This window comes from Halanaerobium saccharolyticum (assembly GCF_004362045.1).
GTDB lineage: Bacteria > Bacillota > Halanaerobiia > Halanaerobiales > Halanaerobiaceae > Halanaerobium > Halanaerobium saccharolyticum_C.
The window spans coordinates 1-15,900 of sequence record NZ_SNWX01000027.1 but is presented as its reverse complement, the minus strand read 5'-3'; the positions used below and the strand labels follow the sequence as shown (position 1 = coordinate 15,900).

Sequence of the window (15,900 nt, the reverse complement as noted above, 5' to 3'; positions counted from 1 at the left end):
ATAGTGAATAAAATGTCAAGCTATATTAAAGATTTATTTAACAAAGTTCGAATAACTATTTTTGAAATTCGCAAACAAAATGGCCCAAAATGGGCCATTTAATTTATAATTTTTATCTATTTAATCACTAAACAAGTGGACAGCTAGTTGAATTCCAGGCAACCAAACCACCTAATACTACCCTCTGATTAATAAAACCCTCTTTCTGAAGTAAACTTGCAGCAGTCATCGATCTTAAACCACTTCCACAGAATATATATAAAGGTTTATCCTGAGGCAGTTCATTATAATGCTCAGGCAGCTGGGTTAAGTGAATATTCTCAGCATTCTGGATCTCACCTTCTGTTTTTAGTTCATCTTCTGAGCGAATATCAAGAATAAACCAATCTTCAGGCTCCGTATCCAGCATGGTACAGAGCTTATCAACCGTTACTGTATTAACTGAGTCACTCTTCTTTCCACCCAGATGCCAACTAATAATTCCTCCGCTTAAATAACCCGCAATATTATCATAACCAGTTCTATATAAATACCTGATAGCCTCATCTGGATATTCCCCTTCAGTTACCAGCAGGATCTCAGCTCCAGTTGGAATAAACCAGCCTACAAAACTTGGGAGATTCTGCAGCGGAATGGAAATTGAACCTGGTATATGGGCAGAGGCATAACTTGATTCAGTTCTCACATCAATAATATAGCTATCCTCGTCTTTCATTGCTTCAGCAAATTCAGCAGCTGAAAGTGACGCCGGCTGCTCATAATGAGCTAAAAGTTCCAGTCCAGTTAAATTTGATTCTTCCATATATTTAAAATAAGGTGGATATTCCAGCATTTCACCAACCAGCTCAATAAATTCTTCCTTATTTTCAACCTGCAGTTTAGGATTTAACTTCCTTTCTATCCCAATAGTTGTCCATTCTCTTTCCGCAATAGCTGCTGCACAGACTGAACCGGCACCATGAGCCGGACAGAGAATAACTTCATCACCTAAGGGCAGAATCTTATTAAAAATGGAATCATAAAGCCAGCCTCCAGTCTTCTCTAAATTTTCTTCCCCCAGAAAATCAATTCTGCCTACATCACCTGCAAAAAGAGCATCTCCTGTAAATACCATCCAGGGTGCTCCTTCATAACCACTCCTCTTCAGTAGTTTAAATATAAAATAAATAAATCATCAAACTTGCGATGAAAATATAGATTAATGATAAAAAGCCTCCGGCTTTTAAATAATCACTGCTCTTATAATCTCCAGCCGACATAAAGAAAGCATTGACCTGATGTGTAGGCAGTATAAATGAATTAGAAGCGGAAACTGCAGCCAGGAGAGCAAGACCCCTGGGAGCAATCCCCAGTTGATTTCCAATAATCATTACCAGCGGTACCAGCACAACTGTAGCAGCAACATTTGACATAAATAAGGTAAAGATACTGGCCAGCAGAGAAACAGCTAAAAGTATTAAAAATACCGGCCCATTTTCCAGGGGACTAATTATTAAATCAGCCAAATAATGAGCCGCACCCGTATTTTCCATAGCTATTCCGAGAGGAATTAAACCAGAGAGTAAAAAAACCGTTTTCCAATCAACTGCTTGATAAATCTCACCGGGTTTCACAATTCCAGATATGATTACAAGGGCTGCTCCTGTAAAAAAAGACAGGCCCAGATTAAATCCTAAAATTATCAATAAAATTGATAGTAAAAATGACCAGATTGCAAAAAATGGTTTATTACCTTCAGCCTCTTTAGGAGGCAGAGAAGTCAGAAGTACAAAATCAGTCTTGGTCTTCAGCTGTCTGATATTTTCATTTGGTCCATAAACAACTAATGTATCTCCTGCTCGCAAAATGAAATCAGAAAAATCACCTCTGATTTCTTTTTCCCCCCTGATCAAATGCACAGGATTAACAAAATAATTTTTTCGAATTGAAATTTCCCTAATAGTTCTTCCAGCCAGAGCTGAACGAGGAGGTACCATCAACTCAGCAAAAGAAGTTTCTTCCAATTCATGATGTTCCAGATAATTTTTATATTCCTTTTTTAGAGTTAAATTATAATCCTCAGCAAAAGTCTGCAGATCATCTTTTTCTCCCATGATAATCACTTTTTGTTCAGCAGCAAATCTGGTAAAACGCCAGGGTGCATATGATATATCATCACCTTCTTTTAAGGCAAGAAGATAAAGATTATAATCAGACCAGAGATTTGATTCTTCCAGTGTTTTATTTAAAAGCTCACAATTTTTGGAGATTAAATAACTGTGAACAGTCGTCGCCAGCTTCCAATTTGAAATTAATTTCTGCTGACTTTCTAAAAACCTGTTTCCTCTTTTTTTATTTGAGGGCAGCACCCTGCCTCCAAAAAAATAAAAATATAAAATCCCGAAAATTAAAACTGCAAATCCAATTGGAAATACTGCAAAAAGATTAAATGGGTCGGCATTCTGCTGAATCAAAAGATCATTAAGAACAATTAAATTACCAGCACCAACCATTGTCAGATTTCCACCAAGGATAACTGCAAAACCAACCGGCATTAATACTTTTCTTAGAGATAAATTTAACTTTTCAGTCATCCTTCTGATAACAGGTAAAAACAAGGCAATTACTCCAATATTCTGCATCAAAGCAGAGACTGCACCTGCAGAAAGAGAGAGGATCACTGTTAGCTGCTTCTCCTCTTTACCTGAAACTGAAAGCAGCAGTCTGCTTATCTTCTGCATAACTCCAGATTTCTCCATCCCGTAACCTATAATCATAATACCAATTATAGCTATTACCGCATTACTGGAAAGACCCGAAAAAGCTTCTGCTGGAGTAATAAGTCCTGTCCAGGCTAATGTTAACATTATTAGTATAGCAATAATATCTACCCGAAAAGACTCAGTTATAAATAGTATGATTGTGGTTAGCAGAATCATTAAGGTTAAGGCTATTTCAAAATCCATCTTAAAACCCTATACTTTCCAGCCAGACTAAAAATAAAATAATAACCGTTGATAAGGGAATAATAAGCTTCCAGTGATTAACTTTTAGAAGTTCAGGTAGAGTATCGACCTTAAATATATTCTTATCTATTAAATCACTATATTTTTCATAAAAAGCAGCAAAGAAAAATGAACCAGTAAAGATTCCTAAAAGTCCAGGAATAAGAGCATCTATTCTACCCTGACCAATTGCTCCTGCAATAGTCCCCGGACAATAACCAAGCAGAGCAAAACCCACACCAAAAATCAAACCTCCTGGAATAGTACGTCTTAAAGAACCCGATTTAGGCTTAAGTTCAATAATATCTTTATCGCTTAAAAAATAAACACCAACCATCCCAACAACTATAGCAGTTAAAATAATTTTGGCCACAGTAAAATCTTCTAAAAGAAGCTGGCCCACCAGCACATTATAATCCGTTACTCCACCCCGCTGGAGAAGAAAACCAAAGATAATTCCAGTGCCGAGCCCCTTGAGTAATCTAACTTTACTTTCCATTTAGATTCACCTGCCTCAATTAAAGAATTAAAAGTGCAGCTCTGATTTAAAATTGATTCAAACTCAGTCAAAGGAAGAAATATCAGACTAAACTGTCCGGAAAGAAGGGAGGAAATAAAACTCCCCAGGACAATCCCTATTACCAGCATTGACTGCCATTCAAGTTCTGGCTTATACTTCTGATAATATTTCCAATTAAAAACAGTAGTTCCACAGCAGATAGATCCCAGTCTGGCTGAACCACGTGCATAAGAGGTAGAAGTTCCCAGAGGTTTCTTAGAAATTATAAAAGAGAACCAGCTTAAAATACCTATTAATGCACCAACAATATATGATGACCAGCTGTCTGCAAAAATTAACTGAGTCATTGATAACAACCCCTTTTATCTCTAATAATATTGGTTAATAGTGAATATTTTTATTCAAAATAGTCAACTTTGAGCCTGTAATTTACAAAATAATTAGTGTTTTATAATCTCAATAAAAGATCTGGTGATCTCTGCTGTAATACCCCAGATAACTCTATCCTGATAGCGGTAAAAATAGATCTGATAATCTCCCTGACGGGGGTTAAATTTTTCTCCCTGTGGTAAGAGATGATAGGGGAAATCCTGATCAAATTCGCTTTTTAAAACAGCTGCATATTTTTCAGCCTGATGATTAAGAAAAAATTCCAGAGGGACTGTAAAAATTTCTTCCACTTCATAATTATTAACCTTGATTGACTCGATTGAATCAATATTAATTTTACCGACAAAAGTGTAAATTATAAAATTATAAGGTGTTATTAAATAATCAGCCTCTCCTAAAAGTTCTATTTTTGATTCTGGAATTAAAAGTTCTTCACTGCATTCCCTTACTGCCGCCTGAGAAAACTCTTCTCCCCGCTCAATTCTTCCCCCCGGAAATGATACTTCTCCCGGCTGAGTTTTTAAATTTTGTGACCGCAGCTCATATATTAGGTGGATTTCTCCATTTATTTCTATTAAAGGTATTAAAACTGAATAATAGTGCTGAATTCTTGTTGGTCCGGGTATTCTATTCTGTATTTTTTCTTTTATAGTTTTAATTTTCAAAAAAATCACCCTCAAAAATAATATTTAACTTCAAAATTTAACTGGCCTCCAGAACTATTTAGATCCAGAAGCCAGCTGATAATTTGTCCAATAACAATTGAGTTAAATACTTACTACTAACTAATTAATTCATTAATTTATCTCTGAGCATCTGATTAACCAGACCAGGGTTGGCCTTACCTCTTGTTTCTTTCATAACCTGGCCCACTAAAAATCCAATTGCTCTCTCTTTGCCATTTTCTACATCTTCTACTGCATCTGGATTATCTTCAATAATCGCATCTACAATATTTTCTAATTCATCCTGATCACTAATCTGTTTTAATCCTTCTTCTTCGACAATAGTTTCCGGATCTCTGCCGCTATTGTACATTTTTTCAAAGACTTCTTTAGCGATCTTACCACTGATAATATCCTGATCAATCAGTTTAAGCATTTTTGCCAGATTAATTGGACTAACTCCAGATTCAAAAGGAGAATGACCATTTTCATTTAATAATCGCAAAAATTCGCCCATCATCCAGTTGCTTAAGTTTTTAGGATCATCATAATCAGAAAGAACTTCTTCAAAGAAAACTGCCAGATCTTTATCTCCAGTTAAAACTCCTGCATCATACTCAGGCAGGCCCAGTTCGGAAATAAAGCGTTTGTATTTTTCCCTTGGCAGCTCCGGGATTTCTTTTTGCATTTCTTCTTTCCAGGCTTCATCAATTTCTAAAGGAACTAAGTCAGGCTCCGGGAAATAACGGTAATCATGTGCTTCTTCCTTCCCACGCATAGAAATTGTCTTATTTAAAGACTCATCCCAGGTTCTTGTTTCCTGAACTACCTTTTTCCCTTCATCAAGGAGTTCCTGCTGCCTTTTGACCTCATATTCTAAGCCTTTTTCTACAGCACTAAAGGAGTTCATATTCTTCAGCTCTGCTTTGATACCAAACTCTTCCTGACCTACAGGCCGCAGTGAAACATTAGCATCACAGCGCAGTGATCCTTCTTCCATATTGCAGTCAGAAATATCAAGATATTCCATAATCATTTTTAACTCTGTTAAATAGGCTTTTGCCTGAGCTGGAGTTCTCATATCCGGCTCACTTACAATCTCGATCAGAGGGACTCCGGTTCTATTGTAATCTACTAAACTACCCTTAGATTTATCAATACTCCCCTCGTGAATCAACTTGCCAGCATCTTCTTCCAGATGAACTCTGGTAACTCCAATGTTGAAGATCCCTGCTTCAGTTTCTATTTCAATCTCACCATTCTCTGCAACCGGCAGGTCAAACTGAGAAATCTGATAGGCTTTAGGTAAGTCAGGATAGAAATAATTTTTACGATCAAACTTGGAGTATTCTGCAATATCACAATTTAACGCAAGTCCTGCCATAATCGCATAATCTACTACTTTTTTATTTAAAACCGGTAGAGTTCCAGGTAATCCCAGACAGACCGGACATGTATTTTCATTTGGTTCTTTTCCAAATTCTGTACTGCAGCCGCAGAAAATTTTAGAATTGGTATTTAACTGGACATGGACTTCAAGTCCAATTACTGTTTCGTATTTAGTGGTCATTTTTTCACCTCTCTCAATAATTTATAATTCTGCTCTCTTTTCTTTAATATTTAATAATTTCTCTAAGGTATAAGCTGCCTGAATGATTTTCCCTTCGCCAAAGTGAGGTCCAATTAACTGCAGACCAATTGGCATCTCACTGCTGTCAAAACCGCAGGGAACAGACATAGCAGGTACACCGGCTATATTTATCGGTACTGTAAAGATATCTGTATGGTACATTTCTAAAGGATCACTTTTTGATTCCAGTTCAATCGCTGTTGAAGGAGCAGTTGGGGTTATGATCAGGTCAAAATCATTAAAGATACGGTCAAAATCATCTTTAATCAGAGTTCTAACCTTCTGAGCTTTAAGGTAATAGGCATCATAATAACCTGAACTTAAAGCATAGGTTCCGATCATAATTCTTCTTTTTACCTCATCCCCAAAACCCTCAAGTCTGGTATTGGTAAACATCTCACTTATATCAGCTGCCTGTTCACTGCGCAGTCCATAACGGACTCCATCATAACGGGCCAGATTGGAGCTGGCTTCCGCAGGTGCAATTACATAATAAGCTGCCAGTGCATAAGAGGCATCTATCATATGTACTGTTTCCACTTCAGCCCCGGCTTCCTTTAGCTTTTCGACTGCTGCCAGCACACTGGCTTTAACTTCCTCATCAAATTCCAGGTTGAAATATTCTTCGGGAATTCCAATCTTCATCCCGCTGACATCTTCTTTTAGATATTCAGTATAATCTTCTTTTTTCCCCTCAATAGAGGTTGAATCCTTTGGATCATGACCTGCAATTACATTCATTAAAATTGCACTATCTTCAACATCTTTGGTAATCGGTCCAATCTGATCTAGAGAAGATGCAAAAGCAACCAGACCATAACGAGAAACCATGCCATAGGTAGGTTTTAAACCAACTACACCACAGTAAGATGCGGGCTGTCTGATCGAACCACCTGTATCAGAGCCAAGGGCTGCTGCACATTCTCCAGCGGCCACAGCTGCTGCTGAACCTCCACTCGATCCACCAGGAGCATGATTTAAGTTCCAGGGGTTATGAGTATCAAAAAAGGCGGAGTTCTCTGTGGAAGAACCCATAGCAAACTCATCCATATTTGTTTTTCCCATAATAACTGCCCCGGCTTCATTTAATTTTTCAACTACTGTTGCATCATAGGGTGGTTTATAGTTTTCCAGCATTTTAGAACCACAGCTGGTTTTAATTCCATCAGTAGACATATTATCCTTAACTGCAATTGGAATTCCAGCCAGCAGGCCTTCTTTTTTATTTTCATAGTCTGCAAGCTCTTCCTCTGCAAGCTCATCAGTTATTGTAATATAAGACTTAACTCTATCTTCTACCTCATTAATTCTAGCTGCATATGCTTTTTTTATCTCTGCTGGAGTCAATTCTCCGGCAGCAATTTTTTCTTTTAATTCGTGAATTGTTAGATCATAAATATTCATTTTCTTATCCTACCTCCTCAGCTGCTTAATCTGACATAATTTTTGGAGCTCTAAAGTGTCCATCTTTTTCGTCTGGCGCATTTGCCAGTGATTTCTCGCGTGGTAGAGAATCCTTTACTTGATCCTCACGCAGAACATTTTTCATGGGTACAGTATAGGCTGTTGGCACAACATCATCTGTATCCAGTTCACTCAGCTTATCAACATAATTTAAAATTTCACCAATCTGCTCTGTATACTTTTCTTTTTCTTCTTCATCAAGTTTCAGTTGAGCCAGACCTGCCGCATATTCTACATCTTTTTTATCAATCATCTAAATTTCCTCCTCACTTTAGGATAATTTCTTTTTTTCAATCATCTGTGTAAAATCAGCTTCAGTTAAAATTTCTACTTCCAGTTCCTGAGCTTTATCATATTTAGAGCCCGGATTATCTCCAATCACCAGATAATCTGTTTTAGAACTAACCGAAGAAACTGCTCTTCCTCCAGCTTTTTCCACCAGATCCTTAACCTCAGAACGGGTATAATTATTAAGTGAACCGGTAAAAACAAATTTTAGACCATTTAAAAACTTCTCATTTTCCTGATCATTTTCTTTTTCCAGTCTGATTCCTGCCTGTTTTAGGCGGCTTAAAAGATCCTTATTGTGTCTTTCCTGAAAAAACCCGACAATACTTTCTGCAATTACAGGTCCTATCTCATCAATTTCTTCCAGACTTTCAGCTGAAGCTGCTTTTAATTCTTCTATTGAATCAAAATTTTCAGCTAAAATTCGGGCAGCTCCAATCCCCACATGTCTGATACCTAAGGCATAAAGGACTCTAAAAAACTCTCGATCCTTACTGGCTGCAATTGCTTCGATTACATTTTGTGAAGATTTTTCTCCCATTCTATCCAGATCTTTAAGATGATCCTGTTTGAGGAAATATAAATCAGCATAGTCCTCAATTAAATTGTTTTCCAGCAGCTGCTCAATTAAGGCTGGACCTACACCGTCAATATTCATTGCATCTCTGGAAACAAAATGGAGGATGCTTTCCTTGCGCTGAGCTGGACAGCTGATATTGGTACAGCGGGTTACCGCTTCTCCCTCGGGTCTGATAACCTCACCCCCACAGACCGGACAGTGATCAGGCATTTCGAATTTTTTTTCTGAGCCATCCCGTTCTTCTTTGATTACTTTGACTACCTCGGGAATAACATCTCCTGCTTTCTGGACCAGAGCCGTATCACCAATCCGGATATCTTTTCTTTTAATTTCATCTTCATTGTGCAGTGTAGCTCTGCTGACAGTTGAACCAGCAAGTTCGACCGGTTCTAAAATAGCAGTCGGAGTCAGAGCACCTGTACGGCCGAGTGAAATTTCTATATCTTTGATCTTTGTTGTTTTCTGCTGGGCAGGAAACTTATAGGCAATAGCCCAGCGCGGTGATCTGGCTGTTGTACCCAGTTTTTCTCTTAAAGCTAAATTATTAATTTTAATAACCAGACCGTCAATTTCAAAATCAAGACTTTCTCTTTCTTCCTGCCAGCGCTCACAGATTTCTATTACAGCTTCTATTTCCGCAGCAGACTGATGCCAGTTGACCTTAAAACCCTGTTCTTTGAGATAGGAAAAAACTTCAAGATGGGTTTCAAATTCTCTTTCCGAATGGGAAATAAGATCGTAAATTAAAATCGAAAGGCTGCGCTGAGCGGCAATTTTGCTGTCTAACTGTCTAACTGAACCAGCTGCTGCATTGCGGGGATTAGCAAAAGGAGACTCATCATTTTCCAGCCTTTTTTCATTTAAACGCTGAAATTCACTCTTAGGTAAATAAATTTCACCTCTGAGTTCCAGTTCAGCTTTTTCTTCTATTTTTAAGGGAAGAGAACGGATAGTTTTCATATTTTTGGTGATGTCTTCACCTACTTCCCCATTACCCCGGGTTGCTCCCAGCTCAAAACTCCCATTATTGTAACGAATTACTGCAGAAAGACCATCAATTTTATGTTCTACCACATATTGATAATCTTCACCATTAAGGTTTTTTTGTACTCTTTTATCAAAATCTCTCAATTCTTCTGCTCCAAAAGCATTATCCAGGCTGAGCATTGTAGAAGAGTGCTCTACTTTTTCAAACTCATCCAGAACCTCTCCGCCTACTCTCTGAGTAGGAGAGTCGTCAGTAACCAGCTCCGGAAATTCTGCTTCTAATTTTATCAACTGCTGCATCAGCTGATCAAATTCCGCATCAGAAATTGAAGGATCATCCAGTACAAAATATTTATATTCATGTTCTCTAATTTTTTCTCTTAAAGCCTTAATTTTCTTTTCAGCTTTTGCTTCTGTTAATTTTGACATTCTAACACCTGCCTATACTTTCTGAATTGGAGCATATTCTGCCAGTAAATTTCTAGTTTTTCCCTGTTCAAAGGCAATCTTTAATTCTGGATTCTTCTCGCCTCTGATGGAAAGAATTGTACCAATTCCCCAGCGGGGATGAACAATTTTCTGACCAATGGCATAATTTGTTCCAGAATTATCGCTGTGAATCATTTCCTCTTCTTTTGCCATTTCTGAACGAGTATCTGCTGCTCCAGAGAGCAGTTCAGCCGGTATCTCTTCTATAAATTGAGAGGGAGGATTGACCTTTCTTTCTCCAAAACGAAGCCTGACCTGAGCCCTGCTTAAATACAATCTTTCTTCAGCTCTGGTCATTCCAACATAACAGAGACGCCTCTCTTCCTCCATCCCCTGCTGCTCAAACATCGAATTTGAATGAGGAAAAATACCATCTTCCATCCCTACTAAAAAAACTACCGGAAACTCCAGCCCCTTAGCAGAATGAATAGTCATCAAAGTTAGAGAACTCTGCTGCTCATCCATTGAATCAATATCTGACATCAGAGTAACTTCTTCTAAAAAACCGGCCAGTGTATTATTATCACTATTTTTCATATACTCGTTAATTACAGAAAACAGTTCTTCAATATTTTCCAGTCTGCTTTCTGCTTCTGCTGTTTTTTCTTCTTCTAAATTATGGCGGTAACCACTCTTATCCAGAAGTTTTTCGGTCAAGCGGGCCAGAGCGATCTCTTCCTGCTCTGCTCTCAATTCTTCTATAATTTCTGTAAAGTGAAGTACCCTTTTAGTATAGGTTCCACTTAAAGCAGGATTTTCTTTAGATTTTAAAGCTGCTTCATACAAATTTAGTCCTTCTGACTCCGCAAAATCCTGAACTTTGCCCAGAGTTCCGGCTCCAATTCCTCTTTTAGGACGATTAATTATTCTCAAAAAACTAATGTCATCCGCTGGATTATAAATCAGGCGCAGATAAGCCATAATATCCTTGATCTCCATCCGCTCATAAAACCGAACTCCTCCAACGATTTGATAGGGTATCCCGTATTTCATCAGCATATCTTCAAAAGCACGGGACTGAGAATTAGTCCGATAAAGTACAGCCAGATCATCAAAAGTTAAATCCTCTTTTTCTGTCAGCTCTTTAGCTGTCCGACAGACAAAGTCAGCTTCTTCTTTTTCATCTTTTGCCTCATATAACTCAAGTTTGGGTCCTTCTCCCTGGTCTGTCCAGAGTTCTTTTTCCTTGCGGGAAGAATTATTTTTAATCACTGCCTGGGCAGCTTTTAAAATATTACCTTTTGAGCGGTAATTCTGTTCCAGGCGAATAGTTCTAACATCAGGATAATCATCCTCAAAGTTTAAAATATTACGGATATCTGCTCCTCTAAAACCATAAATACCCTGATCAGGATCACCAACTACACAGACATTGCGGTAGCGTTCAGCCAGCAGATTTACAAGCTGATACTGAGCATGGTTTACATCCTGATACTCATCTACCAGAATATACTTAAAACGCTCCTGATAATGTTCTAAAACCAGTGGGAATTCTTCAAAAAGCCTCACAGTCTGCTGGATTAAATCATCAAAATCCATCGCATTATTTTCCTTGAGCCGTTTCTGATATTCTTCATAAATATCAGCAGCAGTCTGATCAAAAAAGCTGCCTGAGAGTGCACTCATCTGCTCCGGAGTTTTAAGTTCATTTTTGGCACTGGAAATTTTATTTAAAACCGACCTTGGCTTTGTTTTTTTAGGATCCAGATTTTTTGATTTTAAAACCTCTTTAACCAGTTTGCGCTGATCAAGGCTGTCAAAAATAACAAAGTTTTTATTATAACCCAGTTTTTCTGCTTCGCGACGCAGAATTCGCACACAAAAGGAGTGAAAAGTACTGACCCAGAGACTGCTGTTTATTCCTCCTACCATATCTTTAGCTCTTTCTTTCATCTCATTTGCTGCTTTATTGGTAAAAGTTACAGCTAAAATATTATAGGGAGAAACACCATAATGATTAATCAAATAACCAATTCTGCTGGTCAAAACTCTTGTTTTACCACTCCCGGCACCTGCAAGCACAAGCTCCGGTCCCTTGTGGTGTTCAACCGCTTTTTTTTGAGCTTGATTAAGATTTTTCAGTATTTCGCTATCTTCCACCAGATCACTTCCTTATTTTAAGTAGCATATTATTTCATTCAAATTAAACTATTATTTCTTAAAATCATTAAATTCTGCTTCTAAATTATTATTCTTAACTAAATTTTCCAGAATAGTGCTGCCTGTAGTTAAAGAAAAATATATCAGATGGCTGTCACAGCTGCAGTCACTGGCTCCAAAACCAGCAGCAGGAGTCCTGCCCCCATTTTCTATCAATACCCGGGCCAGAAAACATTCTCCTTCTCCCGGCAGCTCAAAAACAAAATCATTTTCTAAATCTGCCTCTGCCAGAAGATAATCGATATGCCAGTGAAATTTTTTGTCACTGCTGTAATGACGCTTCACTCTTGCTTTAAGATTACTCTGGGCTGTACCGGTATAAAAATAATAACCGGGAGCAAAAGTTTTTCTACCCAGAGCTCCAACTTCAATTTTCTTTTCTACTTCCAATTTTATTTTCAAAATATAAACCCCACCATCAGGGTAAACTTGCATAAATACCACTCCACTAACTACCTTTATTCTAGTTCAAGTCATTAGTTTCCTGCATTTTGAACAGAAAAAATGCCGGTATCCCGGCACTTCAATTATAATACATTTATTAGTTTTTATCAATTTTTAGAGAGATTTAAAATATTAAATTATTTAAATTCTTTGGCTGACAACTTCAACCGCTATTAATTAGAGGCTGCAAAATTCTGCACCAGTTTTTTGGCTGCTTTTTTAGAAATCATCGCCGAAGGACCACCAATACATCCACCAGTACAGGCCATTCCTTCCAGAAAATTATAATTATTTTTTTTAGCTTTAATTAAATACAGTTCTTTTTTTAAGCGACCCAGCCCATCAACCTGTTTACTTTTATAATCAACTGTTATCAGTTCCTGCAGAGACTTCTGCAAACCACCAGCATAAGCAAATTGTCTACCTAAAACTCCTGCATCTTCTAATTTTTCAGCTTTCTCTATTTCAGCCAAATTAATATTATGGGCAGTAAATAAAGCAAGTAATTCTTCAAAGCTTAGTACATAATCAACATTTTCATTTTGTAAAGCCTCTTCTTTTTTGGCTGTACAGGGCCCAATAAAAATAGTTTTTAGTTCATTGTTTTCATTTTTAATTTCCTGTGCTGTAACCGCCATTGGGGAATCAGTTTTAGAAATCAAGTTTGAAAGACTTTCAAATTCATTTAAAACCATAGTCTTAAAAGCTGGACAGCAGGATGATAGTAGTGTTTCTTCTTCAATTATTTTTTCTTTTAACTCTTTACTTTCTGCAGCAGCTGTTATTTCTGCCCCGGCAGCTACTTCAATCACCTTTTCAAAGCCCAGTTTTTTTAAAGCATATTTAATTTTAGCTGGCCCCTGTTGATAGCCAAACTGACCAACAAAAGAGGGAGCCAGCATTGCAGCTAACTTATTCTTCTCAGAAAATAATTCCAGAGCGACCTGGATTAAATCTCCTGTCTCAGTAATTGCTCCAAATGGACAGGCGGTTATACAGCTGCCGCAGCTGACACATTTTTCTCGATCTATTTTCGCCTGACGATTTGAATCAGAATTGATGGCATCAAGTTCACAGGCTCTACTGCAGGGACGCTGATTTTCTAAAATAGCATTATAGGAACAGGCTCCTGCACACTTACCACATTCAACACATTTATCCTGATCAATATAGGCTTTATTCTGGATAATTACAATTGCACTCACTGGACAGGCATTAACACATTTATGAGCAACACAGTTTCTACAGGCATCAGTAACTATATATTTATCAATCGGACAGCTGTCACAGGCAGTGTAAATCACTTCTACAATATTTCTTTTTTTCTCCTGTCGGGGTAATGATTCTGCCAGCTCTTCTAAACTTTTATCTTTATTACTGGCAATATTAAATCCCATCACTGCTTTAATTCTTTGATCAAAAATAGCTCTTTCTTTAAATTCGCAGCATCTATAGCGGGGAGAATCTTTTGTTATCATCTTCTGAGACAGACTGGAAATCTCTTCTACCAGTTTCCCTGTTTTCACAAGTCTCAGCAGTTCAATATATAACCTTCTTTTTAATTTAATAACCTCAGAAATAGTATTCCTACTCATTTTAACATCTCCTATCTTATATTATTTCTTATAATCTTATATAGTTTTTCAGGATTCAAATCCTGATAGATTCTACCGTTAAATTCTGCAACAGGAGCCTGCTCACAGCAGTCATCAATGCAGTGACTTGTTTTGAGCTCAATTTTGTCTCTTAAGTTCTGATCAAGCTCAGCTATTAATTCCAGCAACTCTGATGCACCCATCAAATGACAGGGAGTTCCTATACATATTTTTAAAGTATTTTTAGGCATCTAATCCACCTCCTCTGTTTTAAAACCATTCAATTTTAACTTCTTTTTTTATTCTTCTCAGCTGTTCGGCAATCTGACTTATTATCTGGCTTCTAATCCCTAAATTAATGGGGAGATTTAAACTCTGATGAGATTCATTAACAGCCCTGCCCACAAAAAATTGAACACTATCACTTTCCAGTAATAATCTAGTGAAGCGAGATGCCCCATCCTTACCCGCAACTGGAATCTGTCCCGGTTTATATTTTTTTAGTAAGGAAAGTACTTTATTTAAAGTTAATAATCCTTCTGTTAAAAGATCAAAGCCTTTCATTTTGCTGGTCGGGGGAATATCCTTATCATAATACTTAAGGCCAGGCTCTAATTTTTCATCTAACTCCCGGGACGCTATCTGAGCAGTTGTACCTCCACTGATTACCTTTTTGCCTTCTGCATTATAAATTTTCTGAGCCAGATGCTTATCATCTTCTTTATTTAAAGGTGGTCCACTCCAGATATTTAATTTTCTTTTCTTTCTATATTTCATTCCAATTATAGTAAAATCATCACCAGCCTGATCTCCATAAAAAGTATTAAATATTTTAACAAGATTATTGATGCTGTCTTTTAAGTTCTCCTGATTTTTATTAACTGTTCTCTCAATCTCTCCTGCAGCTCCACTCCATCCCAGGCCAAAATTTAATAATCCACCTATCCCGGCATGTGTTACCCCATCACTTACCAGAAAGAGCTGATCCTGGCGCTGAAATTTAAAATTAGCTTCTTTAATTTTTTTACCCTCCAGCTCAAACTCCTGATACTCTAATTTTTTAACCTGATCATCTCTAAATAAAAAAGCTGAAGGGGTGTCAATTTCTATCAGTCGCAGCTGCTGTTTTTGATCAATTATTAAAAAAGCAAGGGTTGCATAGGCAATCCCTCTAACCTCACAAACAGGTAGAGTTGCCAGAATAGTTGAAAGTATTTCTTCTAAAGGTAGTTCTTTATCCAGGAGTCCAGAAGCAATTTTAGATGTCAAAGTAGAAAGAATATTAGCCTTGATCCCACTCCCCAGTCCATCAGACAAAACAACAATTGTTTTATTTTCTTTTTTAATAATTTCTACATTATCTCCACAGACTTCTTCTCCAGCTTTGGGTATTGATCTATAAAATTCTTCAAAAACTAACTCCATTAATCATCACCTGCCTGCAGGAGTTCAGATAATTCTGTCAGTGCAGCCTTTGTTTCTACAGTCGTTTCTCCTAACAGGCCCGCAATTTCCTGTACAGTCTGCATCTGTTTATTGACAACATCATTTGTTTTTTCTACAGCAACCTCTTTCATCTTCTGCATTTTCCGCCTCTGTTTTTCCTGTTCGTTACGTCAAATCTAATAGTTTTTTTAAAAATATTAATAGTTATCATGGTTGTCAGGTTAGAAATCTGCATTAAATGCAGGAATCCCTCCCCCT

The 15,900-nt window shown here is 37.4% G+C and carries 15 protein-coding genes; all 15 read right to left on the bottom strand.

What is annotated here, in order from left to right; translation table 11 throughout:
• Positions 1-127 precede the first annotated feature (127 nt).
• On the bottom strand, positions 128-1,114 hold the full coding sequence (locus tag DFR79_RS12840; protein WP_243727795.1) for a rhodanese-like domain-containing protein: 987 nt from the start codon (positions 1,112-1,114) through the stop codon (positions 128-130).
• Positions 1,115-1,151: 37 nt separating this feature from the next.
• A complete protein-coding gene (locus tag DFR79_RS12835) occupies positions 1,152-2,945 on the bottom strand; it encodes an SLC13 family permease (RefSeq protein WP_133515880.1) in 1,794 nt (597 codons plus the stop codon).
• A 1-nt stretch (position 2,946) separates the two neighbouring features.
• Complete coding sequence (locus DFR79_RS12830) at positions 2,947-3,483, bottom strand: DUF6691 family protein (RefSeq protein ID WP_133515879.1); 537 nt, start codon at positions 3,481-3,483, stop codon at positions 2,947-2,949.
• Positions 3,405-3,851, bottom strand: coding sequence for a YeeE/YedE thiosulfate transporter family protein (locus DFR79_RS12825; protein WP_133515878.1), 447 nt, complete (start codon positions 3,849-3,851; stop codon positions 3,405-3,407). Before DFR79_RS12825 ends, DFR79_RS12830 begins: the two co-directional genes overlap by 79 nt.
• Positions 3,852-3,944: 93 nt before the next feature.
• Complete coding sequence (locus DFR79_RS12820; RefSeq protein WP_243727796.1) at positions 3,945-4,568, bottom strand: NUDIX hydrolase; 624 nt, start codon at positions 4,566-4,568, stop codon at positions 3,945-3,947.
• 115 nt (positions 4,569-4,683) lie between these two features.
• A complete protein-coding gene (gene gatB, locus DFR79_RS12815) occupies positions 4,684-6,129 on the bottom strand; it encodes an Asp-tRNA(Asn)/Glu-tRNA(Gln) amidotransferase subunit GatB (protein ID WP_133515876.1) in 1,446 nt (481 codons plus the stop codon).
• 21 nt (positions 6,130-6,150) lie between these two features.
• Positions 6,151-7,593: an Asp-tRNA(Asn)/Glu-tRNA(Gln) amidotransferase subunit GatA gene (gene gatA / locus DFR79_RS12810; RefSeq protein WP_133515875.1), complete on the bottom strand. Its 1,443-nt coding sequence runs from the start codon at positions 7,591-7,593 to the stop codon at positions 6,151-6,153.
• Between the two features lie 25 nt (positions 7,594-7,618).
• Positions 7,619-7,906: an Asp-tRNA(Asn)/Glu-tRNA(Gln) amidotransferase subunit GatC gene (gene gatC, locus DFR79_RS12805; RefSeq protein ID WP_133515874.1), complete on the bottom strand. Its 288-nt coding sequence runs from the start codon at positions 7,904-7,906 to the stop codon at positions 7,619-7,621.
• Between the two features lie 18 nt (positions 7,907-7,924).
• The gene (gene ligA / locus DFR79_RS12800) at positions 7,925-9,937 is read right to left on the bottom strand and encodes an NAD-dependent DNA ligase LigA (RefSeq protein WP_133515873.1); all 2,013 of its coding nucleotides are present in this window, start codon (positions 9,935-9,937) and stop codon (positions 7,925-7,927) included.
• 12 nt (positions 9,938-9,949) lie between these two features.
• Positions 9,950-12,097 carry a DNA helicase PcrA gene (gene pcrA / locus DFR79_RS12795; protein WP_133515872.1) on the bottom strand — a complete coding sequence of 716 codons (2,148 nt, stop codon included), beginning with the start codon at positions 12,095-12,097 and terminating at the stop codon, positions 9,950-9,952.
• 51 nt (positions 12,098-12,148) lie between these two features.
• Entirely contained in the window at positions 12,149-12,592 is a 444-nt protein-coding gene (locus DFR79_RS12790; protein WP_133515871.1) for a GIY-YIG nuclease family protein, read from the bottom strand.
• A gap of 182 nt (positions 12,593-12,774) precedes the next feature.
• Positions 12,775-14,196 carry a monomeric [FeFe] hydrogenase gene (locus tag DFR79_RS12785; RefSeq protein WP_133515870.1) on the bottom strand — a complete coding sequence of 474 codons (1,422 nt, stop codon included), beginning with the start codon at positions 14,194-14,196 and terminating at the stop codon, positions 12,775-12,777.
• 11 nt (positions 14,197-14,207) lie between these two features.
• Positions 14,208-14,447 (bottom strand): NAD(P)H-dependent oxidoreductase subunit E, encoded by a 240-nt coding sequence (locus tag DFR79_RS12780; RefSeq protein ID WP_133515869.1) that lies wholly within the window; start codon positions 14,445-14,447, stop codon positions 14,208-14,210.
• Between the two features lie 19 nt (positions 14,448-14,466).
• Entirely contained in the window at positions 14,467-15,621 is a 1,155-nt protein-coding gene (locus DFR79_RS12775) for a SpoIIE family protein phosphatase (protein ID WP_133515868.1), read from the bottom strand.
• Positions 15,621-15,782, bottom strand: coding sequence for a hypothetical protein (locus DFR79_RS12770; protein WP_208107550.1), 162 nt, complete (start codon positions 15,780-15,782; stop codon positions 15,621-15,623). Before DFR79_RS12770 ends, DFR79_RS12775 begins: the two co-directional genes overlap by 1 nt.
• Between the last annotated feature and the right edge of the window lie 118 nt (positions 15,783-15,900).

What these genes read in the sequence shown, in the direction of transcription:
- DFR79_RS12775 (WP_133515868.1), bottom strand. Translation starts at nt 15,621, where the DNA reads ATGGAGTTAGTTTTTGAAGAATTTTATAGATCAATACCCAAAGCTGGA.
- DFR79_RS12835 (WP_133515880.1), bottom strand. Translation starts at nt 2,945, where the DNA reads ATGGATTTTGAAATAGCCTTAACCTTAATGATTCTGCTAACCACAATC.
- gatB (WP_133515876.1), bottom strand. Translation starts at nt 6,129, where the DNA reads ATGACCACTAAATACGAAACAGTAATTGGACTTGAAGTCCATGTCCAG.
- DFR79_RS12770 (WP_208107550.1), bottom strand. Translation starts at nt 15,782, where the DNA reads ATGCAGAAGATGAAAGAGGTTGCTGTAGAAAAAACAAATGATGTTGTC.
- DFR79_RS12780 (WP_133515869.1), bottom strand. Translation starts at nt 14,447, where the DNA reads ATGCCTAAAAATACTTTAAAAATATGTATAGGAACTCCCTGTCATTTG.
- DFR79_RS12790 (WP_133515871.1), bottom strand. Translation starts at nt 12,592, where the DNA reads ATGCAAGTTTACCCTGATGGTGGGGTTTATATTTTGAAAATAAAATTG.
- DFR79_RS12830 (WP_133515879.1), bottom strand. Translation starts at nt 3,483, where the DNA reads ATGGAAAGTAAAGTTAGATTACTCAAGGGGCTCGGCACTGGAATTATC.
- ligA (WP_133515873.1), bottom strand. Translation starts at nt 9,937, where the DNA reads ATGTCAAAATTAACAGAAGCAAAAGCTGAAAAGAAAATTAAGGCTTTA.
- gatA (WP_133515875.1), bottom strand. Translation starts at nt 7,593, where the DNA reads ATGAATATTTATGATCTAACAATTCACGAATTAAAAGAAAAAATTGCT.
- DFR79_RS12825 (WP_133515878.1), bottom strand. Translation starts at nt 3,851, where the DNA reads ATGACTCAGTTAATTTTTGCAGACAGCTGGTCATCATATATTGTTGGT.
- DFR79_RS12785 (WP_133515870.1), bottom strand. Translation starts at nt 14,196, where the DNA reads ATGAGTAGGAATACTATTTCTGAGGTTATTAAATTAAAAAGAAGGTTA.
- DFR79_RS12840 (WP_243727795.1), bottom strand. Translation starts at nt 1,114, where the DNA reads ATGGTATTTACAGGAGATGCTCTTTTTGCAGGTGATGTAGGCAGAATT.
- gatC (WP_133515874.1), bottom strand. Translation starts at nt 7,906, where the DNA reads ATGATTGATAAAAAAGATGTAGAATATGCGGCAGGTCTGGCTCAACTG.